Origin of the sequence: Streptacidiphilus albus JL83 (assembly GCF_000744705.1) — a bacterium.
Taxonomy (GTDB): Bacteria; Actinomycetota; Actinomycetes; order Streptomycetales; family Streptomycetaceae; genus Streptacidiphilus; species Streptacidiphilus albus.
The window spans coordinates 6,969,012-6,988,421 of the sequence record NZ_JQML01000001.1 but is presented as its reverse complement, the minus strand read 5'-3'; the positions used below and the strand labels follow the sequence as shown (position 1 = coordinate 6,988,421).

25 protein-coding genes and 2 riboswitches are annotated in these 19,410 nt (G+C 72.0%); of the genes, 15 read left to right on the top strand and 10 right to left on the bottom strand.

From position 1 onward, the window contains the following. Nucleotides 1-336: 336 nt before the first annotated feature. From BS75_RS30760 to BS75_RS30740, 5 genes are all read left to right on the top strand, one after another. A complete protein-coding gene (locus BS75_RS30760) occupies nucleotides 337-528 on the top strand; it encodes an aroma-sacti cluster domain-containing protein (protein WP_034090595.1) in 192 nt (63 codons plus the stop codon). A 205-nt stretch (nucleotides 529-733) separates the two neighbouring features. Further along, a riboswitch (ZMP/ZTP riboswitch) is annotated at nucleotides 734-818 on the top strand. Nucleotides 819-847: 29 nt separating this feature from the next. Then, on the top strand, nucleotides 848-2,005 hold the full coding sequence (locus BS75_RS30755; protein WP_034090594.1) for a phosphoribosylaminoimidazolecarboxamide formyltransferase: 1,158 nt from the start codon (nucleotides 848-850) through the stop codon (nucleotides 2,003-2,005). Between the two features lie 199 nt (nucleotides 2,006-2,204). Further along, nucleotides 2,205-2,729 carry a hypothetical protein gene (locus BS75_RS30750; RefSeq protein ID WP_034090593.1) on the top strand — a complete coding sequence of 175 codons (525 nt, stop codon included), beginning with the start codon at nucleotides 2,205-2,207 and terminating at the stop codon, nucleotides 2,727-2,729. Between the two features lie 43 nt (nucleotides 2,730-2,772). Continuing rightward, on the top strand, nucleotides 2,773-3,174 hold the full coding sequence (locus BS75_RS30745; protein WP_034090592.1) for an ACT domain-containing protein: 402 nt from the start codon (nucleotides 2,773-2,775) through the stop codon (nucleotides 3,172-3,174). 340 nt (nucleotides 3,175-3,514) lie between these two features. Continuing rightward, complete coding sequence (locus BS75_RS30740; RefSeq protein WP_052069804.1) at nucleotides 3,515-5,032, top strand: carbohydrate binding domain-containing protein; 1,518 nt, start codon at nucleotides 3,515-3,517, stop codon at nucleotides 5,030-5,032. A 127-nt stretch (nucleotides 5,033-5,159) separates the two neighbouring features. Here the strand turns inward: BS75_RS30740 and BS75_RS30735 are convergent, their stop codons facing one another. Beyond that, complete coding sequence (locus BS75_RS30735; RefSeq protein ID WP_034090591.1) at nucleotides 5,160-5,891, bottom strand: SDR family NAD(P)-dependent oxidoreductase; 732 nt, start codon at nucleotides 5,889-5,891, stop codon at nucleotides 5,160-5,162. A gap of 62 nt (nucleotides 5,892-5,953) precedes the next feature. Between BS75_RS30735 and BS75_RS30730 the strand changes: the two genes are divergently transcribed. The 3 genes from BS75_RS30730 to BS75_RS30720 are packed head-to-tail and all read left to right on the top strand — an operon-like array spanning nucleotide 5,954 to nucleotide 7,967. Next, complete coding sequence (locus BS75_RS30730) at nucleotides 5,954-6,595, top strand: MarR family winged helix-turn-helix transcriptional regulator (protein ID WP_081982731.1); 642 nt, start codon at nucleotides 5,954-5,956, stop codon at nucleotides 6,593-6,595. Next, nucleotides 6,595-7,056, top strand: a complete 462-nt coding sequence (locus tag BS75_RS30725) for a hypothetical protein (RefSeq protein WP_034090590.1) — start codon at nucleotides 6,595-6,597, stop codon at nucleotides 7,054-7,056. Before BS75_RS30730 ends, BS75_RS30725 begins: the two co-directional genes overlap by 1 nt. A gap of 5 nt (nucleotides 7,057-7,061) precedes the next feature. After that, nucleotides 7,062-7,967, top strand: coding sequence for an RNA polymerase sigma-70 factor (locus BS75_RS30720; RefSeq protein WP_034090589.1), 906 nt, complete (start codon nucleotides 7,062-7,064; stop codon nucleotides 7,965-7,967). Between the two features lie 80 nt (nucleotides 7,968-8,047). Here BS75_RS30720 and BS75_RS44960 read toward each other — a convergent pair whose 3' ends face one another. Continuing rightward, nucleotides 8,048-8,749, bottom strand: coding sequence for an ATP-binding protein (locus BS75_RS44960; RefSeq protein ID WP_052069803.1), 702 nt, complete (start codon nucleotides 8,747-8,749; stop codon nucleotides 8,048-8,050). A gap of 537 nt (nucleotides 8,750-9,286) precedes the next feature. Between BS75_RS44960 and BS75_RS30710 the strand changes: the two genes are divergently transcribed. Then, nucleotides 9,287-9,655, top strand: coding sequence for a BlaI/MecI/CopY family transcriptional regulator (locus tag BS75_RS30710; protein ID WP_034090588.1), 369 nt, complete (start codon nucleotides 9,287-9,289; stop codon nucleotides 9,653-9,655). Between the two features lie 4 nt (nucleotides 9,656-9,659). Then, the gene (locus BS75_RS30705; protein WP_042439746.1) at nucleotides 9,660-10,562 is read left to right on the top strand and encodes a M56 family metallopeptidase; all 903 of its coding nucleotides are present in this window, start codon (nucleotides 9,660-9,662) and stop codon (nucleotides 10,560-10,562) included. Nucleotides 10,563-10,578: 16 nt separating this feature from the next. Here the strand turns inward: BS75_RS30705 and BS75_RS30700 are convergent, their stop codons facing one another. From BS75_RS30700 to BS75_RS50730, 3 genes are read right to left on the bottom strand one after another with little or no spacing between them, the layout of a single operon-like run. Next, nucleotides 10,579-11,052 carry an SRPBCC family protein gene (locus tag BS75_RS30700; RefSeq protein ID WP_081982729.1) on the bottom strand — a complete coding sequence of 158 codons (474 nt, stop codon included), beginning with the start codon at nucleotides 11,050-11,052 and terminating at the stop codon, nucleotides 10,579-10,581. Beyond that, nucleotides 11,049-11,336: an RNA polymerase sigma factor gene (locus BS75_RS50735; RefSeq protein ID WP_231607933.1), complete on the bottom strand. Its 288-nt coding sequence runs from the start codon at nucleotides 11,334-11,336 to the stop codon at nucleotides 11,049-11,051. Before BS75_RS50735 ends, BS75_RS30700 begins: the two co-directional genes overlap by 4 nt. A 24-nt stretch (nucleotides 11,337-11,360) precedes the next feature. After that, nucleotides 11,361-11,555 (bottom strand): helix-turn-helix domain-containing protein, encoded by a 195-nt coding sequence (locus BS75_RS50730; RefSeq protein WP_231607932.1) that lies wholly within the window; start codon nucleotides 11,553-11,555, stop codon nucleotides 11,361-11,363. A 274-nt stretch (nucleotides 11,556-11,829) separates the two neighbouring features. Here BS75_RS50730 and BS75_RS30690 point away from each other — a divergent pair, with 274 nt between their 5' ends. Further along, nucleotides 11,830-12,453, top strand: a complete 624-nt coding sequence (locus tag BS75_RS30690; protein WP_042439772.1) for a chloramphenicol phosphotransferase CPT family protein — start codon at nucleotides 11,830-11,832, stop codon at nucleotides 12,451-12,453. An 81-nt stretch (nucleotides 12,454-12,534) separates the two neighbouring features. Here BS75_RS30690 and BS75_RS30685 read toward each other — a convergent pair whose 3' ends face one another. From BS75_RS30685 to BS75_RS30670, 4 genes are all read right to left on the bottom strand, one after another. Continuing rightward, the gene (locus BS75_RS30685) at nucleotides 12,535-13,026 is read right to left on the bottom strand and encodes a hypothetical protein (protein WP_042439748.1); all 492 of its coding nucleotides are present in this window, start codon (nucleotides 13,024-13,026) and stop codon (nucleotides 12,535-12,537) included. Next, nucleotides 13,019-13,387: a hypothetical protein gene (locus BS75_RS30680; RefSeq protein ID WP_034090587.1), complete on the bottom strand. Its 369-nt coding sequence runs from the start codon at nucleotides 13,385-13,387 to the stop codon at nucleotides 13,019-13,021. Before BS75_RS30680 ends, BS75_RS30685 begins: the two co-directional genes overlap by 8 nt. 77 nt (nucleotides 13,388-13,464) lie before the next feature. Next, nucleotides 13,465-14,106: a GrpB family protein gene (locus BS75_RS30675; RefSeq protein WP_042439751.1), complete on the bottom strand. Its 642-nt coding sequence runs from the start codon at nucleotides 14,104-14,106 to the stop codon at nucleotides 13,465-13,467. A 179-nt stretch (nucleotides 14,107-14,285) separates the two neighbouring features. After that, the gene (locus BS75_RS30670; RefSeq protein WP_042439753.1) at nucleotides 14,286-15,056 is read right to left on the bottom strand and encodes a dienelactone hydrolase family protein; all 771 of its coding nucleotides are present in this window, start codon (nucleotides 15,054-15,056) and stop codon (nucleotides 14,286-14,288) included. A gap of 69 nt (nucleotides 15,057-15,125) precedes the next feature. On the opposite strand from BS75_RS30670, the gene BS75_RS30665 reads away from it, so the two are divergent. Together BS75_RS30665 and BS75_RS30660 are read left to right on the top strand one after the other, a co-directional pair. Then, on the top strand, nucleotides 15,126-15,950 hold the full coding sequence (locus tag BS75_RS30665; RefSeq protein WP_034090586.1) for a helix-turn-helix transcriptional regulator: 825 nt from the start codon (nucleotides 15,126-15,128) through the stop codon (nucleotides 15,948-15,950). A 60-nt stretch (nucleotides 15,951-16,010) separates the two neighbouring features. Continuing rightward, nucleotides 16,011-16,793, top strand: coding sequence for a phosphodiesterase (locus BS75_RS30660; RefSeq protein WP_034090585.1), 783 nt, complete (start codon nucleotides 16,011-16,013; stop codon nucleotides 16,791-16,793). 25 nt (nucleotides 16,794-16,818) lie between these two features. Here the strand turns inward: BS75_RS30660 and BS75_RS30655 are convergent, their stop codons facing one another. Further along, nucleotides 16,819-17,652 carry a bifunctional 5,10-methylenetetrahydrofolate dehydrogenase/5,10-methenyltetrahydrofolate cyclohydrolase gene (locus tag BS75_RS30655; RefSeq protein ID WP_034094078.1) on the bottom strand — a complete coding sequence of 278 codons (834 nt, stop codon included), beginning with the start codon at nucleotides 17,650-17,652 and terminating at the stop codon, nucleotides 16,819-16,821. A gap of 101 nt (nucleotides 17,653-17,753) precedes the next feature. Further along, a riboswitch (ZMP/ZTP riboswitch) is annotated at nucleotides 17,754-17,838 on the bottom strand. 103 nt (nucleotides 17,839-17,941) lie between these two features. On the opposite strand from BS75_RS30655, the gene BS75_RS30650 reads away from it, so the two are divergent. Continuing rightward, entirely contained in the window at nucleotides 17,942-18,823 is an 882-nt protein-coding gene (locus BS75_RS30650) for a class II glutamine amidotransferase (protein ID WP_034094077.1), read from the top strand. 24 nt (nucleotides 18,824-18,847) lie between these two features. Beyond that, nucleotides 18,848-19,378, top strand: coding sequence for a GNAT family N-acetyltransferase (locus BS75_RS30645; protein WP_152646097.1), 531 nt, complete (start codon nucleotides 18,848-18,850; stop codon nucleotides 19,376-19,378). Nucleotides 19,379-19,410 lie beyond the last annotated feature (32 nt).

Sequence of the window (19,410 nt, the reverse complement as noted above, 5' to 3'; positions counted from 1 at the left end):
CCCGAAGGCGCCGCACTCCATTCCCGATCCATTCCTGATCCATTCCTGACCCACGCCGGATCCGCTCCCTATCCGCTCCCGATCCGCCGCTTCACTGGCTATCAGCCGGATCGACTGACGAATCAGCGGCCAAATCAACGGTCCGATCATCGGAATTCGATCGGCCGGTCGGCCGCGCCCGGAAAGTGCGGCGAGCGAGAACCGGAACGGCAGGAATTCTGATCAGTCGTCAACGCCACGATTTCTCGGTTCGATTGTCCGGCACACCTTGCCCGACCCGGGAGGCGTCCGCACGATGGTTGTCGCCAGCCGCCGACCTTTCGGAAGGAATCCGCCATGCCCTTTGACGCACTCCAGTCGCTGCGTGACGCCGGCACCCCGGTGGACCAGCTCAGCGATGAGCAGAAGTCGGTGATCGCGACCCTGTCCGAGTCCGAGGTCGCCACCCTGACGTCGGTCCAGAGCCGCCTCGCTGCGGTGGCCCCCGACGTCGAGGGCCAGATCGTCGTCGGGGCCGGCATCTTCTAGACCCACGCCCTCCGGCCCAGCGCCCTCCGGCCCAGCCTCTCCGGCCCGACGTCCACCTATCCACCCGTCCGCTCCGTCCGCTCCGAACGCTCCGAACGCTCCGAACGGGGCATCCGTCGGGCCGCCTCCACTCACTCCGGGGCGGCCCGACGGCGTCCGGCAGGACGAGGCGGAGCGGATTCCGTCCCCGCACCCACTAGGGTGGGGGCCGGGCCGCGACTGGCGAGGGTGGACGACCACCGGGGAGCGGTCCCGTTCCGATGCGAGCGTCGACCGCCTGGGCGCCTCCATCAGCGAAGTCCCGCTGAGGAGGCATGTCATGGAACTGCGTTACGGCACCAACCCGCACCAGGCGGCGGCTCCGGCCGAGCCGGTGACCCCCGGAAGTTGGCCGGTGCGAGTACTGAACGGGTCACCGTCGCTCATCAACCTGCTCGATGCGCTGAACAGTTGGCAGCTGGTGCGGGAGGCGTCCGGCCTGCTCGGCCGCCCCGCCGCCGCCTCGTTCAAGCACGTCTCACCGGCCGGCGCCGCCGTCGCCGGTCCGCTCGACGCCGTCACCGCCGAACTGCACGGCCTCACCGGCTCGGCGGTCGGCGGTCCGGCCTCCGCGTATCTGCGAGCCAGGGACGCGGACCCGAAGTCCTCCTACGGCGACTTCGCCGCCGTGTCGCACCCGGTCGACGCCGAACTGGCCGACCTGCTCGGCGGACTGGTCTGCGACGGCATCATCGCCCCGGGCTTCGAGCCGGGCACGGTCGCCACTCTCGGCCGGAAGAAGCGGGGCCGTTTCCTGGTCATCGAGGCGGATCCGGCGTTCGTGTCACCCCGGCACGAGACCCGGGAGGTCTTCGGCCTCCGACTGACCCAGGAACGCGACCTGGCTCCGCTTCCCGACTCCCTGGCCACGGCGTCCGACGGTCGCCCACTGACCGAACGCGCCCGCGAGGACCTGCTGCTGGGACTCTCCGTCCTGCGCTACACCCAGTCCAATGCGGTCTGCTACGTGCGCGACGGAGTCACCCTGGGCATCGGCGCCGGGCAGCAGTCCCGGGTCGACTGCACCCGGCTGGCCGGATCGAAGGTGGACACCTGGTGGCTGCGCCGCCATCCCGCCGTCCGGTCCCTGACGTTCCGCCCCGAGGTTCGCCGACAGGACCGGATCAACTGGCAGATCCGGTTCGTCGAGGGCGACCTCACCGCCGACGAGCGGGCCCGGTTCGGGGAGGTTCTCACCGCACCGGCACGGTCACTGACGGAGGGTCAGCGCGCGTCCTGGCAGGGCTCGCTGCGCGGGGTGGCCTTCGCCTCCGACGGGGCACTGCCGTTCCGCGACAACGTCGACCACGCCCGCCGCCACGGCGTGGACCACATCGCCGAACCCGGAGGGTCGATCCGCTCCGGGGAGGTCGAGGCCGCCTGCCGCGAGCACGGCATCACCCTGGTCCGCACCGGCCTCCGGCTGTTCCACCACTGAGCGCGGGGCACTGGTGCCCCGCCCAGGTCCCCCGCCCCGGTCGCCCGCCCGGTTTCCCCGCGTCCCGGCACGGCGGCACTGTGGCGCGGGGCACAGCACACGGGGCGCCGAACGGGTACCAACGGCGGTCCAGGAGGGAGAAGATGGGAGGTGACGGGGGCAGTACGGCCTGTTCCCCACCACAGCGACGGGGGTCGTCATGGCGATCGGTTTGAACAGCAGCGTCTCATCGGCGCCCTCGGCCCCGCGCCCGGAGCGTGTCGCCGCCTTCCTGGTCGGCCTGGCGGCCGCGTGGAGCCTCGCCCTGCTGATCCTCGCCCTGGTGCTACCGATCGTCACCCCGCAGAGCCCTCCGGCCTATGCGACGGCGACCGCACCGGTGGGCGCGGGCGCCGGCGCGCTCCACGCGTCCACCACCCTGCTGCCGACGGCGCAGGTGACCCTGGTGGCGGACAGCGGATACCTGGTGCTGCTGCTGGTCGCGATCCCGCTGCTGGCAACACTCCTCGTGGGCCTGCTGCTCCGCTCGGCCGCCGCCGGACGCTCCGGCCCCTGGGCCGGCCGGGCGGCCTGGGCGCTGGGCTCCGCCCTGCTCCTCGCCGGAGTCGTGGGCTTCCTCACCATCCTGATCGGCATCGCGGTTGTTCCCGTGGGCGGGCTGCTACTGGCCGCCTGCGGACAGATCGTGCCGCTGGGCGCCGCCGTCCGCCGACGCCACGGCTGACCGCTCCCGGCCACAGGGCCGTCGACCGCCTACGCTGAGCCCCGTGAGCGGCGAACTGGACCTGGAACGACTGCTGGGCGGCATGCGACCGGAGCTGAACCCGGGACGCTTCGTCTTCACCACGGTCGAGGACGCCCTCGTCCCTCCCGGCGTCACGCCGGTGGTCACCGTCGCGGAGCCGGAGGGGCTGACCCTGGTCGCGCTCCAGTCCGAGGCCGACGGCGCAGGGCTCCGCTACGACTACGTCGCGGGCTGGATCACCCTGCGCGTCCACTCGGCGCTGGCGGCGGTCGGCCTCACCGCCGCCGTCTCCCACGTGCTCGCCGAGGCCGGGGTGAGCTGCAATGTGGTGGCCGGATTCCACCACGACCACCTCTTCGTCCCGCACGAGCGCGCGGCGGAGGCGGTCGCCCTGCTGACCAGCCTGGCCGAGCGCCACGCCTGACCGACGGTCCGCCCCCGTTCCGTCCGGTCACCACACCCCCGGCCCGGGCCCCTGTTCCCTTCCGGGGCAGGGCACTTGCCGTCCCCCGGCGTGCTGCTCCCGTTCCGGACCAACAGGCCCGCACAGATTCCTTCATGGCCTTGACAACCTCATTGGTCTGGACCACATTCACTGGCAGGTACGGAGCAGCCGCCACTCGCGAGGCGCCTGCTCCTTCGGCACTGCTACATCCGCACCGGCAGGCACCGCTCCCCCACCGACCTGTGACTCCGCCACCCCCAAGGATGAGTGACCGGTCGTCAGCCCCCTGCCGCCGTACCGCAGACAGGAGCACGACACCGTGCGCACTACCCCCACACCGCCCCGCTCCGGCCGACGCCTCACCGCGGTCATGGCCGCCATGGCCCTGACCGCGGTCGGCGGCGCCGCCAGCGCCGTGCTCGCCTCACCCGCCTCGGCCGCGTCCACCAACCTGCTGGCCAACCCCGGCTTCGAAGCGGGCTCGCTCTCCGGCTGGACCTGCGACACGGGCACCGCCGCCGTGGTCGGCTCGCCGGTGCACTCCGGCTCGCACGCCCTCCAGGCGACGCCGACCAGCTCCGACGACGCCCAGTGCACCCAGACGGTGACGGTCACTCCCAACACCACGTACACGTTCAGCGGCTATGTCGAGGGTTCGTACGTCTACGTCGGGATCACCGGTGGAACCGACAGCTGGACGCCGTCGGCGACCAGCTGGCAGCAGTTGTCCACCTCGATCACCACCAGCTCCACCCAGACCTCGCTCCAGGTGTACGTCCACGGCTGGTACGCCCAGCCCGCCTACTACGCCGACGACTTCTCGCTGACCGGCCCCGGCGGCGGCAGCTCACCGACGGCCTCCGCCAGCGCCAGCGCCTCGGCCAGCGCGTCCGCGTCCGCCAGCGCCTCGGCCTCCGCCTCGCCCTCCTCGACCGCCACCTCGGGCGGCGGCGGTGGCAGCGTGGGCAAGGTCGCGCCCTACGTCGACATGAGCAACGACCAGGAGCCGATGCTCAACTCGGCGGCCAAGGCCGGGCTGAAGAACTACACCGCCGCCTTCGTGATCTCCTCCGGCTGCAACCCGATCTGGGGCGACACCCTGCCGGTGAACAACGACCCGGCGATGACCCAGGAGATCGCCACCGCCCAGGCCGACGGCGCCACCCCGATCGTCTCCTTCGGCGGGGCCGGCGGCACCGAGCTGGCGATGGCCTGCACCACCGAGGCCAGTCTCCAGGCGGCCTACCAGGAGGTGATCAACAGCCTCGGCGTCACCCACATCGACTTCGACATCGAGGGCGCCCCGCTCGACTACACCGCCGACAACAACCTCCGGTTCGAGGCCATCAACGGCCTTGAGGCCGCCAACCCCGGCCTGGTCGTCTCGGTCACCCTGCCCGTGCTGCCCACCGGCCTCGCGGCGGACGGCGTGGCCTTCCTCAACCTGGCCAAGCAGGACGGCACCCGGATCGACCTGATCAACGTGATGGCCATGGACTACGGCGGCTCGTTCACCGGCGACATGGGCCAGGAGGCCATCCAGGCCGCCCAGAGCACCCTGGCCCAGGCCCAGGCCGACTGGCCCTCCGACACCTACGCCAACATCGGGGTCACCCCGATGATCGGTCAGAACGACACCTCCGGTGAGATCTTCAGCGAGGCCGACGCCCAGACCCTGGTCTCCTGGGCGGACACCGCGCACCTCGGCCGACTGGCCTTCTGGTCCGTCGACCGCGACCAGCCCTGCGCCGGCTCGGCCTCCGGCCTCCCGGCCTGCTCGGAGATCAGCCAGCAGCCGCTGGACTTCACCAAGATCTTCGACTCCTACACCGGCTGACCTTCCCCCGCAGCCGGCCTGCGCCACTCCCCCGCGGACCCCCACCGCCGGGGAGTGGCGCTGCTCCGACACGGTCGACCCGCCGCCCGTCCGCTGTTCGCCCGCCGCCCGCTGTCCGCCTCTGCGCTCAGCGCGTGGTGAAGGCCCCGCCGTTGACATGGATGGTCTGCCCGGTGATGTGGCCGGCGCCGGGTGAGGCGAGGAAGTGGACGGTCTCGGCGATGTCGGCCACCGTTCCCGGGCGCTTGGTGTGGGTCTCCTCGACCAGTGCCCGGTGCCGGTCGTCCGTCATCCCGCCGCGGAAGAACCCGGTCCCCGCGACATATCCGGCCGAGACGACGTTGGCGGTGATGCCGCGCGGGCCGAACTCCGCCGAGAGCGAGGCGTTCCACGCGGCGAGCGCCGCCTTCGACGCGCCGTAGGAGCCGCCCCGGCGCTCCGCGCCGATCGACCCGATGCTGACGACCGTGCCGCCCGCGGAGAGCTTCTCCTGGACCGAGGCCGTGGTCAGCACCGCCCCCAGCAGGTTCTGCGCCAGATTGGCCTGCCACTGGGCGAGCAGGGCGTCGAGCGGCGCCATGCCGTCCGACGGCACGTCGGGCAGTCCTCCGGCCGCGTTGACGAGCACATCGAGGTCCGGGCCCACCAGCTCGCCCAGTTCGGCGACCTGCGCGGGCACGGTCGAGTCGCAGACGGCACCGCGGACGCTGCCGTACACCGCCAGCTCCTCGACGGCCTGCTCGACCGTGTCGGCATGGCGTCCGGTGACGAGGACCCGGGCCCCGTCAGCGGCGAACCGGGCCGCGACGGCACGGCCGATGCCGCTGGTACCTCCGGTGACAAGCACGATGCGGGACAAGGCTCCTCCTACTGCTGTACGTTTAGGTCTAAACATAGCCGAGAGCCACAGGGACCCGCAGCATGTCCGTGCCCACGACCGAACCCGACCGCGCTCCTGCCCCCGACCCCGCTGCCGACCCCGCCCCTGCTCGGGACCCTGCTCGGGACCCTGCTCGCGTGCCCGGGAGTCCGCCCACTCCGGCTGCGGAGATCGCCGCCGCCTGGCAGCGCGAGCGGCCGGGCACGCCGACCGCATCGATCGAGATCGTCACCCCGATCTGGCGCCTCGCGAAGCTGTTCGCCGACGATCGCGGTCGGGTCCTGCGCGCTGCAGGGATCGACGCGGCCACCCTCGACCTGCTGTCCGTGATCCGTCGTTCCGGCTCGCCGTACACCCTCAGCACCAGGGAGATCGCCCGACGCACCCTGGTGACGGCGGGCGCCGTCTCCCAACGCGTGGCCCGCGCCGAACGGGAGGGGCTCGTCCGCCGGGCGCCGGGGCCCGGCGGGACGCGCACCGTCCTGGTCTCGCTCACCCCGGCCGGCCAGGCGCTGATCGAAAGCTCGGTCGACGCGGTACTCGGACGCGAGGCCGCGCTGGTCGACGGGCTCTCCCCGGCCGAGCGCACCATGCTCATCGGGCTGCTGGACAAGCTGGCCACCAGTGCCGCCGAGCGCACGGCCGGGAGGGACGCGCGGGTGATCCGGGCCACTTCCGACTGATGTCACATCCGGGCCCGGACATCGGTCCCACGAGCATCGGCAGGATCGATGGTCGGCGCCGACGGAGGACGGACACCCTGAGAATTCTGATCGCAGGCGGAAGCGGCGTTCTGGGACAGCGGACCGCCGAGAGGCTCACCGGCGAAGGCCACGACGTCGCCCGGCTGGGCCTCGGCGCGGGCAACGACGTCCGGGCCGACCTGTTGGACATCACCGACGACACCCCGGTCAGCTTCGCCGACCACGTACGGGCGGTCGCGGAGGCCTTCGGCACCCCGCGCCCGATGTCCGTGCCCATGTGGGTACTGCGGGCCACCCCGCCGGCCCACGGCATCATGGGCACCGATCTGCGGCTCGGCAACACCAGGGCCAAGGCCGAGCTCGGCTGGGAGCCGAGCTCGGCGGGCAGCCGGCGGGGAGTGCGGGGGCTTGCCGAGGCGGAGGGTCGCCTGGCAGCGTGACATCCATGGTCGACACCTTCCGAGCCCCTGCACAGGACGATCCCTTCACCGAGTACCGGCGGCTTCTCTTCGCGACCGCCTACCGGATGTTGGGGACCGTCGCGGACGCCGAGGACGTGCTGCAGGACGCCTGGCTGAAGTGGGCCGGGGTGGACCGTGGAACGGTGGTCCACCCCAAGTCCTATCTGGTCCGCACGGTGACCAACCTGTCGTTGAACCGGCTCACCTCGGCCCGGGCCACCCGTGAGTCCTATGTCGGCCCGTGGCTCCCGGAGCCGCTGCTGACCGCACCTGACGTCGCCGAGGAGGCGGAGACGGCCGACTCGGTCTCGCTGGCGATGCTGGTGGTGCTGGAGTCGCTCAGCCCCATCGAGCGGGCGGTCTTCGTCCTGCGCGAGGTGTTCGGCTACTCCCATGCGGAGATCGCCGAGGTGCTCGACCGCAGCGAGGCGGCGGTCCGGCAGACCGCCCACCGGGCCAAGGCGCAGGTGCAGGCCCGCCGGCCCCGCTACGACACGGACGACGCAGAGCGCCGACAGGTCACCGAGAAGTTCCTGGCCGCCTGCGCCGGTGGTGACCTCAACGAGGTGATGGCGCTGCTGGCGCCGGACGTGACCGCCTGGTCCGACGGCGGCGGCAAGGTCACGGCTGCCCGTCGGCCGCTGTACGGCGCCGACCACGTCGCCCGCTGGCTGCTGGGAGTGCTGGCCAAGCCCGGAGTGCGGGACCACGCCGTGGAGTTCACCAAGGTCAACGGCCAGTCGGGGGTACTGTTCGGCCTGGCGGACCAGCCCACCGGGGTGCTGGTGCTCGATCTGGCGGACGGGCGCATCCAGGGCTTGCGGCTGCAGCTCAACCCCGACAAGCTCCGGGCCGTGGCCCCGCCCACCGGCGGCGGCGCGAGTTGGTGACCGGCGTTGGTGCTGACGGTTGTGCTGACGGTTGTGGTGCTGACGGTGGTGGCCGGCGTTGGTGGTGACCCGCTCGTGGCTCAGCCGCAGTCCGGGCAGCCGGCAGCGGAGGGCTGCGGAGCAGCGGAGGGCTGCGGACAGCCCAGCTCGCACCAGACGGTCCGGCTCTCGCGGTCGCCGTAGGCGTCCCAGCGGCGGGCCAGTGCCTCCACGATGGACAGGCCGCGTCCGCTCTCCTCCCGCTCCTCGTGCAGCACCTGCGGAACGTCCTGGCCGCCCTGGTCGGTGACGCTGATCCGCAGACCGTCCGAACAGCTCTCCACTGCGACGACGAAGAAGCCGCCGGGACTGCCCGAGCGAGTGTGCAGGACCGCGTTTCCGGCCAACTCGCTGACCAGGAGGCAGGCGTCGTCGGCCAGTTCCCGGCAGCCCGCCTGTCCGACCACCTCCGCCAGGTAGGCCCGCGCCGCGGAGATCTCGCAGGGCTGCCCGGGAAAGCAGCGGCTCCAGCACCGCTCCGCCGTACAGCCCTCCGCACCGCGCCAGGCCGCACCCCGCCGTTCCTCGCCCTGCCGATCCGCACCCTGCCGATCCGCACCCTGCTGGTCCTCACCCCGCGGGTCCTCAACCCGACGTCCCTCACCCCGCCACACCTCCACGCGCCGTTCCTCCTCGCGTCGCTCCTCCCCTCGCAGGAGATCCCGCACCCCCCACCGTCCCGGGACGGCCTGGAGGACGAGCAGAGCCGTGTCGTCCTTCAGCATCCCCTCGGTGAATCGCATGACTCTTCCTCCACTGCTCTGGCGGCGGGGTCCGCCGAGGCGCCCTGGCCGGGCAGTCCGACCGCGCGAGCCGCAGGGCGGAGCTGTACCGGTTCAACGGCGGCGGATCCGAGGCGGAGACCGACCGGAAGAACCGGCTCGGGTGGGACCCCGAGGCCCGTCGAGGGTGATCGACAGAGCGAGTTCGGGGACTCGGCCCGGCTGTGGAACGTGCCACTCACTCAACGTAGCCACTTCTGCCGGACCAGTGGCGACAGACTCCCGGACGAGTGAACACAAGGATTTTCTCCGAGCGATACCGCGTCGGGGCGGACGCCTCGGTAGTACCCTCCGGAACCTGGGGCGCAGCGGTCCGGCGGTGCGAGCGCCTGCACGCCGCCCCCGCCGCCCCCGCCGCCTCCAGTCACACCCGGTTCCCTCCCCGTGTCCGGCCTCGACCGTGCAGTAACGTGGAGCGCTCCTCCCTCTTCCCTGCCTTCTCTGCTTCGAGGCGTCGGCTCCGGTACCAGGGGGACGATCACAGAGAGTGAGGCCGACATGGAGGCGGGCAGGCGGCGGGCCGCCGGAGAGCTGGAGGCGGCGGTGATGGCCGTGCTGTGGGCGGCGGACAGCCACCTGACCGTGGCCCAGGTCGGCGCGCAACTGCCCGACGCCTTGGCCCACACCACGGTGCTGACCATTCTGTCGCGGCTGCACGCCAAGGGGCAGCTCACCCGGGTTCGCTCCGGCCGCGGGTACGCCTACGCGCCGCTGCGCGACGAGGCCGCCGACACCGCCGAGCGGATGTTCGGTCTGCTCGACCGGGGCTCCGACCGCCGGGCGGTGCTGGCCCGGTTCGTCTCCCGGCTCAGCGACGAGGACGAGCGCCTGGTCCAGCAGTTGCTGCGCGGCGACGAAGGGTCGTAGTCCGGTGCGGATCAATGTCTATGTCCCCCTCCTGATTGCCCTGTTGCTCGCGGTGGTGGGCCCGGCACTGGCCCGGCGGCTGTCTCCGCGCGCGGAGACCTGGGTGCTGACCGGTGCGGCTCTGGTGGCGGCGGTGGGTTGGCTCGGCTCGCTGGGGCTACTGGCGGTCAGCGGACTCCGTTCCATCCCGGTCGGCGTCGCCTCGGCCGGTGCGGCGGCGCTGCTGTGCGCCCTGGTCGGAATCGTCGTGTCGGCCCGTCGACGCGGACGGGTCCTGCTGGCCGCGTTCACCGAGTGCCGTCGGTCGCCCGCGACCGACGCGGACGGCGGCGACCTGCTGGTGGTCGACGATCCGCAGGTGGAGGCATTCGCCCTGCCCGGTCCGCCTGGAATACCCGGCCGGGTGGTGGTGACCACCGGCATGCTCCACGCGCTGGAACCGGCCGAGCGGGAGGCCCTGATGGCCCACGAGCGTGCCCATCTGCGCGAACGGCACCACTTCTTCCTGCTCGTGCTGCATCTGTCCGCCGCCGCCTGCCCGTTGCTGCGCCCGCTGGCCAAGGAGGGCGCCTACGCGGTGGAGCGCTGGGCCGACGAGGACGCGGCCGAGGCGGTCGGCGACCGGGGCCTGGTGGCGCGTGCGGTGGCCCGGGCCGCTCTCGCACAGGGGAGCAGTCCGGCAGGGCCTTGGCGGAACGCGGCCCTCGCCGCCACCGGTGGCCCCGTGCCGCGCCGGGTGCGGTCACTGCTCGCGCCGCCCCTGGCACCGCGCCCGGCTCAGCGGATGCTGGCGCTGGCGACCTTCGCCCTGCTGCTGGCGCTGTGCTGCGCCTGCCTCGGGGACGCCGGCACGGATGCCCTCCACCTGTTCCACGGGGCCGTCGCAGCCCACCGCGCCGTCGACTGAGCCGACGACCGATCCGTCAACGCGCCCGCACCAGCGCCTCGAAACGACGAGCCGAACGGGGCTCGGTGCGGGAGACGATCGGACCCAGCAGCGGTTCCACCAGTCCGGCCAGCGGTATCCGCAGGGCGCCCAGCACGGCGAACCGGGTGCCCTCCTCCTCGGGCCGGGCGGCCATGCCCCCGAGCAGGAACCGGCTGCGCATCAGACACCACCCGGAACTGTTCTCGACGTCGAACCTGGCGCGCAGCCGGGAGTGGCCGACGACCAGGGCTTCCGTCCCGCGGTAGCGGACCGACCTGATGTCGGACAGCCACTGCGGCATCCGCTCCAGGTCGGCGGCGACCTCCCAGACCGCCGCGAAGGGTGCGTCGATGACACGCTCATGGATCCTGGCCCCGGGGGTGACCGCAGCTATCACCCGCAGCTGTCGCACCGGGTCGAAGTCGGCCACCGGCCAGTCCTCGGGCACTGCTCCTGCCTCGTACGTCATACCTGCCACGCCCTTCGGAAACTGAGCCGGGCCCGGGACAGACGGGACTTGACCGTGCCGGCGGCCACCCCGAGCAGTTGTGCGGTCTGCTGTTCGTCCAGGCCCTCAAGGTCGCGGAGCACCAGCACGGCCCGGTGCTCCGGTGAGAGCCGCCGCAGGACATCGCGGATGTCGGCGGCGAGTTGCGGGTCGCCCGGCGCCGGGACCTCGCCGAGGTCGGCCGGCTCGGAGCGGGAGACCCGCTGGGCATGGCGCACTGCCTCACGTACCGCGATGGCGCGCACCCAGCCGAACAGCGCCTCGGGCTGCTACAGTTGCCGCAGCTTCCGGAACACCGCGATCAGCGCCTCCTGGGTCGCGTCCGCGCCGTCCGCCAGGGCGATCGGTCCGCACAGCCGACGTACGTACGGCGTGAGCAGTTCGAGCAGTTGGCTCACCGCGAGCTGATCGCCGTGCTGCGCGGCCCGCACCAACTCGGCGGTACGAACGGGTGTCATCTCCACGACGGTCTCCTTCCGACACACAGCAGGAGGCGACCGGAGGACCGAATGTTCCATCGGCTCCAAGTGACGCTCATCACAGGAACGAACAGTCGGCCGGCCTGCTCTTCGAGGTGTCAGCACACACCGAGAGGCCGACCATGCCACACCCCGCGGTCACCCCGTCCCCCCGTACTCCTCGACCACCCGCTCACGGACACACCCCGTGGACAGCGGCCGCTCCGCCCTGGATCATGATCAGTTGCAGGTGTCGTACCGATCGAACGGGCAGTGGAACATGACCACAGCAGCAGACCTCCCCGGCGAGCCCGGTGGACTGGTGATCTTCCTGAACGGCACGTCGAGTTCCGGGAAGTCGAGCATCGCCCAGGAACTGCTCCCACTGCTCGACGACGTCTACTACCGCATGGCGGTCGACAGCTTCCATGCCATCCGCGGCGGCCGGCAGATCACGCCGGACGAGTTGCCGACCGTACTCAGAAAGACCTGGATGGGCTTCCACCGGGCCGTCGCCGGCATGGCCGCCGCCGGCAACAACATCGTGGTGGACCACATCCTCAGTGAGGAGTGGCGGCTGCTGGACTGCCTGGAACTGCTCGACCCGCAGCGCGTCGTCCTGGTCGGCATACGCTGCGCGCTGCCGGAGTTGGAGCGCCGGGAGCTCGTCCGCGGCGACCGCCCGCCGGGCCTCGCCGCCCGGCAGATCGAGCAGGTCCACGCCCACGGCGCCTACGACGTCGAGGTCGACTCCGGCACCACCGGTCCGCTCGACTGCGCGAGGCAGATCAGGGAGTTCCTCTGCCACCGGCCGACTCCGACCGCCTTCGAGCGGCTCCGGGCCCTGCGCCCGACAACGGGGGCGCCGGTGTCCCTGGACGCGGAAACGGCCCAGCGTCGCTGACGCCGAGCCGTTCCACACCGTTCGTTCCACTCCGTGCGTTCCACCCGGTCGTTCCCGCCCGGTCGCTCCGGTCGCTCCGGCTCAGCCCTGCTGCTCGTCGGCGGGGGTCCGCCGAAGCCAGAGCATCCCGGTCACCGGCAGCACCAGCGGGATGAAGACATAGCCCAGCCCGTAGTACGACCACACCGTCTGGTCCGGGAAGGCCGAGGGGATCACCAGCGTCAGGGTGCCGACGATCAGCACGCCGGCCAGCTCGGCGGCACAGCAGAAGAAGGCGAGCTTCCGCGCGGAGGCACCGCCGCGCACCAGCGTCACCAGGATGAACGCGTACACCGCCGCCGAGGCCGCAGAGAGGATGTAGGAGAGCGGCGCCCGGTGGTACTGGGCGATCAGCTGGTAGATCGACCGCGAGCCCGCCGCGACCGTGAAGACGCCGTACACGCTCACCAGCAGTCGTCCCGGACCCTCTCCTATCTTCCGGGTCTTCCCGGTCGGCGCGGCGCTCTCCGCCACGGCCTCCGGGGACGGGTCGGCGACTACCACGCCCTCGCCCGTCTGCTGTGTGTCAGCCATGTCCGCTTCCCCAGATCTCGATCAACCGAAGTTCCAATGCGGCCAGCACCACGCCGCCCACCGTCGCGATCGCCGAACCCCAGCGGGTGCGCTCCAGCAGCGACATGAAGGCCGCGCCCGGGACCACCAGCGTTGCGCCCACCAGATAGGCGAAGAAGATGACCGTGCCGTTCTGGGCCTTGTGCCCGTTGGCCACCTCGACGATACCGACCACCAGCTGCGCCAGTGCCAACACGCTCACCACGGCCATACCGATGAGGTGCCAGTCCTTGGTCGGCTGGTCGCGCGCGATGGCAACGCCGCACCAGGCCGCGAGCAGCAGCGCCGCTATGGCGACCGCGGCTGTGAGCGCACCGATCACCGCGTCCTCCGCGGAGCGCGCCGACCCGGAATGGGGTGAATGAGCATGCAGTGACTCTAGTACGAGCGGAAAAAGATCTACGCGGCAGGAGTACCGGCCACGGCGGTGGCAACCCGCTCCGGCGCCCCGTCGGCCGCCAGGGCGGTCCAGCCGGTCGCGGCGGCCCACGGCTCGGCCACGGCGACGACAAGATCGACCACCGGGTCCTTCACGTCCGAGTAGACGTCGATGTCGAACACGTTCCCGGCGAGCACGCTCTTGAAGGCGGCGTAGGCGGGCACGGCCTCGGGATGGGCCCGGAACCAGTCGCGGAAGAGCAGGGCCAGTCGCTCGTTCGGGGAACCCAGCACACGCACGTGCAGGTTGACGTCCCCACCGGTCCGGCGGCTCCAGAAGCGCTTGGCCCAGCGTGCCGGGTCGTCGTCGGATCCGGCGGGCACATGGTCCTGGTGGAAGGGCCGCTGCTGGAAGCCCAGCTCCGCCAGCGGCTCGGCGAAGGCGCGGTCCGCCTGGTCCAGGTCCGCGACGCTGACCTGGACGTCGAAAATCGGCTTGGCCGCCATCCCCGGAATCGCGGTGCTGCCGATGTGCTCCACCCGCAGGGCCGTCGGTCCGAGTGCGGAGCGCAGCCGTTCGGTCAGTGCCCCGGCCCGGGCCGCCCAGCCGGAGTCGTGCTCCAGCACAACCAATCCATTGTCAGGGCTTCCGATTTCAGTCATTCGATCGACTGTACAGAGAGGGGACGGAGATGAAGCAGCGCCTCCGCAGAGCGGCCCGCTCGCTCCTGCTGCACCTCGTCCGTGCCTGCGGCGTCGCCCCGGTCGGCCTCACGGTCTCCGAGCGGGCGGGATCCCGTACCGCCCCGTCCGGCCATCCGCCCGGCCCGGGAACCGCCGGGTCAGGAGGCGGACCGACCCTCCGTCAGCAGGCGTTCGGCCCGAGCCCAGGCGTCCGCCGCCGTCTCCGGATCGGCGGTGAGGAAGCCGTGGCCCACCCCGGGGTAGGACACGTACTGGTGGCCGCCGTCGGCCTCGCGCAGCGCGGTTTCGATCTCCCGCTGCTGGTCGGGCGGGACGACATGGTCCTCCTCGCCGATGAGGTAGAGCACCCGGCCGGTGATCCGCGGAGTGAGTGCGAGGGTCGGCTCCGGACGGCTCAGCGGGATGTCGGTGGTCGCCAGCCAGCCGCCGTAGAAGGAGACCACGACCTCGAAGTCGATTTGGGTGGCCGCCAGACAGGCGATGTGCCCACCGAGGCTCATGCCGACCATGTTCAGCCGTTCGCAGCCGAGCCGGTGGAGGTGGTCGGCCGCAGCACGGGCGTCCACCAGGAGCTGGGGCCGGCTCATCCTGTGCAGCAGTTCGAATCCCCGCTGCCGGCCGGCCTCGTCGCGCGGCAGCTCGACATCCGGAGAGGTGCGGTGGTGGAAGTCCGGTGCGAGGGCGACGAAGCCCAGCGCGGCCAGCCGATCGCAGACGCCCCGGACTCCGGCGTCCACGCCGAAGAGCTCCATGGCCACGACCACGCCGGGGAGGTCGCCCTCGACCGAGGGCCGCGCGAGATAGCCGCCCATCGACGAACCGTCGTCCAGCGGTATCACGACACGTTCACTGCGGACAGCGACAGGAGCCGCCGCGGGGCTTTCCTGGAGGTGCGAATTCGTGGTCATGAAGCGACCGTAGCTTTGTCCCTACACTGGTAACCACAGGTCGTTCTTCCTAGTAATGGAAGTGCCAGGATGTCGGAAACCGCTTACCGGGCCCAGGAGTTCGGGGATCTGCTGCGCTCCAGGCGGGAGCGCCTGCAACCCGCTGACGTGGGGCTGCCACCCGGCGCCCGGCGCCGCACCCGTGGGCTGCGCCGGGAGGAGGTCGCCCAGCTCGCCGCGATCTCAGCGACCTACTACACCTATCTGGAGCAGGGACGCGAACTGCGCCCCTCCCGTCAGGTGCTCGATGCGCTGGCCGACGCCCTGCGCCTCGACGCCGCCGAGCGGGTCCACATCCACGAGCTCGTCCACGGCGTCCCGCCGGTCGCGCGCCCGCCTCGGCCGGAGACGGCCCCCGCCGCGCTCGTCGCGCTCGTCGACCGGCTCGACCCCTGCCCCAGTTACGTAACCGGCCGCTACTGGGACGTGCTGGCGGCCAACCGCGCCGCCCGGGCGCTGTGGACCGACTGGCCTGCGCTCCCCCTGGAGGACCGCAACCAGCTCTGGTGGATGTTCACCGCCCCCGAGGCCAGGGAGGTGATGGTCGAGTGGGAGCACGAAGCGTCCGCGCTGCTCGGCCGGTTCCGCGCCGCTGCGGCGCGGCATCCCGGGGACGCCGGCTTCGCCGCGCTGCTGGACCGCCTCCGGTCGGCCAGCCCGGAGGTACGCGACTGGTGGCCCCGGCACGACGTCGTGCCGCTGAGCTCCGGCACCAAGCGGCTGCGCCATCCCCGCCTCGGCGAGCTACGACTGCAGCACCTGGTGCTGCAGCTCGCCGACGACCCCGACCGGAAGCTGGTCACGTTCACCGCCCCGGACGAGGACCTCGCCCGGATAGCCGAACTGTCGCCCTGACGGCTACGCCGACAGCATGATCCGTTGCCCTCCGCGCCGGGCCCGGTGCATCGTGCAGAGGTGACCGCATCCATCGCCCACATCAGTGACCCCCACCTCACCACCGGCCCGCTCGGCAGCGCACCGGCCATCGGTCTCGGCCGGGCGCTGGGGCGGCTGCTCGCGCTCGACCCGCTGCCGGACTGCGTCGTCATCACGGGCGACCTGGTCGAGAGGGGCCGGCCCGAGGAGTACGCCGCGCTGCGCGAGGTCATCGAGCACTTCCCGCTGCCGCTGCACCTGGTGCCGGGCAACCACGACGAACCCGGGGCCATGGTGGAGGCCTTCGCCGGCACCGGCTTCCTCGGCGGCGGTGGGCAGACCCGCTACGCGGTGGACCATCCGGCCTTCACCGTGGTCGTACTGGACTCCAAGGTGCCCGGCTCCGGCGGCGGCCGCCTGGGCGAGGACCAGCTCCAGTGGCTGGACACGGTCCTCGCCCGCAGGCGCGACGCTCCGGCCATCGTCTGCCTGCACCACCCGCCGATGCCGATCGGCATCCCGTTCCTGGACGGCATGCGGTTGGAGGACGGCAAGGCCCTGGCCGAGGTGCTGGGCCGGCACGGCAACGTCGCCCGGGTGCTGGCCGGACACGTCCACCGACCCATCACCGCCCCCTTCGCCGGCAGCATCCTCGCCATCGCGCCGAGCACCCATCTCCAGAGCGGCCTGGTCCGGCACGAGGGGACGCCCAACTACCTGCCCGAGCCGACGTCGGCGCTGCTCCATGTCCAGGTCGAGGACGTCTGGGTGACCCACACCGTCGCCGTCAGCCACGCGGCGGCCCCGATCGCCGGCTACTGACAGCCCGGGGCCCGCGCAACCCCGCTCAGGCCGTCGCCGTCTGACGAACGGCGGCGGCCACCGTCTGCTCCAGCAGCAGGGCGATCGTCATCGGTCCGACGCCGCCGGGCACGGGCGTGATCAGCCGGGCGCGGGCCGCCGCCCCCGCGAAGTCGACATCGCCCACATTGCCAGGGTTGTATCCGGCGTCGATGACGACCGCCCCGGGCTTGATGTCGGCCCCCTTGATGAACTCCGGCCGGCCCACAGCCGCGACCAGGATGTCGGCGGTGGCGATGATGTCGGACAGGCCGACGGTCCGGGAGTGGCAGTAGGTGACCGTCGCATCCCGGGCCAGGAGCAGCATCCCCAGCGGCTTGCCGAGGATCGGACTGCGGCCGACCACGACCGCGTGCCGACCGCTGGGATCGATCCCGTAGGCGTCGAGCAGCCGGACGATGCCTCCGGGCGTGCAGGCGTGGAAGCCGGGCAGGCCGAAGGCCATCGCCGCGAACGACCACATGGTCACCCCGTCGACGTCCTTGGCCGGGTCGATGGCCTCGAACGCCGCGCGCTCGTCGATGTGCTCCGGTACCGGGTGCTGGAGCAGGATGCCGTGGACGGAGGGATCGGCGGACAGGGCCCGCACCGCCGCGACCAGTTCCTCCGTGGTGGTGTCGGCGGGGAGCGCGACATGGCGGGACTCGATGCCGGCCCGGGCGCAGCGATTGCGCTTCATCGCCACATAGGTGACGGAGGCCGGGTCGTCCCCGACCAGCACGGTGGCCAGGCAGGGGGTGACGCCACTGGTCTCGCGGAGGTTGCGTGCGGCTTCGGCGCAGCGTTCGACGACGGCTGCGGCCAGCTCGGTCCCGGTCATGAGCCGGGCGCTGCCGAGCGATGCGTCGGCGGGCCGTGCGGTGGGCTGTCCGGTGGGCTGTGCGGCGGGCTGTGCGGTCATGGGCGGTCCCGGGGTGAGAGGGGTGTCGCCCAGGCGCGCGGCTTCGAACCGAAGGCAATCGCTCCCCGGTGGTGATCCACCCAAGCGCCAGTCACGACCGCGGTGCCAGCATAACCACGTCCTCCCGCCACCCGGTATCCGTCCGTTCGGCGGAGGAGACGGCTCTCCCGGTGATTGGCCAGGAGGCTGCCGGGGGATGTGCACCACCATGTGTCGCCTCTTCGGTCTGTGCAGCGCGCCCGAGCGGATTCGCGCAACCTTCTGGCTGGTGGGTGCCCCGGACAGCCTGGAGGCGCAGAGTCGGGCGAATCCGGACGGGACCGGGATCGGGGTGTTCGACCGGGACGGACGCCCGCTGACGTTCCGTCAGCCGCTGGCGGCCTGGCAGGACACCGAGTTCGCACAGGAGGCGCGGGAGCTTGAGTCGACGACGTTCGTGGCCCACGTCCGCTTCGCCTCGACCGGCGGACTGACCGTCGAGAACACCCACCCCTTCGAGCAGGACGGGCGGCTGTTCGCGCACAACGGCGTCGTCGGAGGCCTCGACCTGCTGGACGCCCGGCTCACGGAACTGGGCGTCGACGTCGCACGCACGGTCCACGGCCAGACCGACTCCGAGCGGTTCTTCGCCCTCCTCACCGAGGAGGTGCACCGACACGGCGGCGACGTCGGTGCCGGGATCACCGCCGCCGTCGGCTGGGCGGCCGAGCAGCTGCCGCTGTACTGCCTCAATCTGCTTCTGGCCGATGCGGACGGGCTGTGGGCGCTCCGCTACCCCGACACCCACGAGCTCTACGTCCTCGATCGCCGCGCCCCCGGGGACGGGCCCGGGGAGCCGCTGCAGCATGCCGACCGCCGCCGCCGACTGCGTGCCAGCTCCGCCGAACTGGCGGACCGCTCCTGCGTGGTGGTGGCCAGCGAGCGGATGGACGAGGATCCCCGCTGGCGGTTGCTGGCGTCCGGCGAACTCGTCCATGTCTCGCCGGGACCGGTGCTCGCGTCGACCCTGGCACTGCCGCAGCCGCCGGTCCACCTGCTGCGACTCGCCGACCTCCACCCGCAGGCTGCGGCCTCCCAGTCGGCGCACTGAGGTCCGCCCGCCATGATGGCTGCCATGTCCACCGAGAACAGCCAGACCGGAACCGCCCGCACGGAGCGCACGGCAGCGCAGATCACCCGGGCCGAGGTCGCCGACGTCCACCAGGTCCTCGCGGACCATTCCCGCTACTGGGGCGACCGCGACCTTCGCCCCCTCCACCAACTGGCGCTGGTGCAGGAGTTCGGCTCGACCTGTCTGGCCGCCAGGGACGCCGAGGGCATCGCCGGCTACCTCGTCGGCTTCGTCACCCCGACCGGCACCGGCTACGTCCATCTGATCGCCATCCGCGACGACACCCGGGGCTCCGGGCTGGGACGCCGCCTCTATGCGGCGTTCGCGGAGGCCGCGCAGCGCGAGGGCGCCGTGCGGTTGAAGGCGATCACCTCCGTTGCCAACACCGGCTCGGTCACCTTCCACCGCAGCCTGGGCTTCGAGGCGACGGTGGTCGAGGACTACAACGGCCCCGGACGCACCATGGTCGTCTTCCAACGCCCGCTGCCCTTCGCCGACGCGCCCGCGCCCTCGCCCTCACCCTCGACCGCCTGACCCCGGCTCGCCCGTACCCTGCTCGCCCCCTC

Coding starts and splice junctions, on each gene's coding strand:
- BS75_RS30760 (WP_034090595.1), top strand. CDS start 337: ATGCCCTTTGACGCACTCCAGTCGCTGCGTGACGCCGGCACCCCGGTG.
- BS75_RS30755 (WP_034090594.1), top strand. CDS start 848: ATGGAACTGCGTTACGGCACCAACCCGCACCAGGCGGCGGCTCCGGCC.
- BS75_RS30750 (WP_034090593.1), top strand. CDS start 2,205: ATGGCGATCGGTTTGAACAGCAGCGTCTCATCGGCGCCCTCGGCCCCG.
- BS75_RS30730 (WP_081982731.1), top strand. CDS start 5,954: ATGTCCGTGCCCACGACCGAACCCGACCGCGCTCCTGCCCCCGACCCC.
- BS75_RS30725 (WP_034090590.1), top strand. CDS start 6,595: ATGTCACATCCGGGCCCGGACATCGGTCCCACGAGCATCGGCAGGATC.
- BS75_RS30720 (WP_034090589.1), top strand. CDS start 7,062: ATGGTCGACACCTTCCGAGCCCCTGCACAGGACGATCCCTTCACCGAG.
- BS75_RS44960 (WP_052069803.1), bottom strand. CDS start 8,749: ATGCGATTCACCGAGGGGATGCTGAAGGACGACACGGCTCTGCTCGTC.
- BS75_RS30710 (WP_034090588.1), top strand. CDS start 9,287: ATGGAGGCGGGCAGGCGGCGGGCCGCCGGAGAGCTGGAGGCGGCGGTG.
- BS75_RS30700 (WP_081982729.1), bottom strand. CDS start 11,052: ATGACGTACGAGGCAGGAGCAGTGCCCGAGGACTGGCCGGTGGCCGAC.
- BS75_RS30690 (WP_042439772.1), top strand. CDS start 11,830: ATGACCACAGCAGCAGACCTCCCCGGCGAGCCCGGTGGACTGGTGATC.
- BS75_RS30685 (WP_042439748.1), bottom strand. CDS start 13,026: ATGGCTGACACACAGCAGACGGGCGAGGGCGTGGTAGTCGCCGACCCG.
- BS75_RS30675 (WP_042439751.1), bottom strand. CDS start 14,106: ATGACTGAAATCGGAAGCCCTGACAATGGATTGGTTGTGCTGGAGCAC.
- BS75_RS30670 (WP_042439753.1), bottom strand. CDS start 15,056: ATGACCACGAATTCGCACCTCCAGGAAAGCCCCGCGGCGGCTCCTGTC.
- BS75_RS30665 (WP_034090586.1), top strand. CDS start 15,126: ATGTCGGAAACCGCTTACCGGGCCCAGGAGTTCGGGGATCTGCTGCGC.
- BS75_RS30655 (WP_034094078.1), bottom strand. CDS start 17,652: ATGACCGGGACCGAGCTGGCCGCAGCCGTCGTCGAACGCTGCGCCGAA.
- BS75_RS30650 (WP_034094077.1), top strand. CDS start 17,942: ATGTGTCGCCTCTTCGGTCTGTGCAGCGCGCCCGAGCGGATTCGCGCA.
- BS75_RS30645 (WP_152646097.1), top strand. CDS start 18,848: ATGTCCACCGAGAACAGCCAGACCGGAACCGCCCGCACGGAGCGCACG.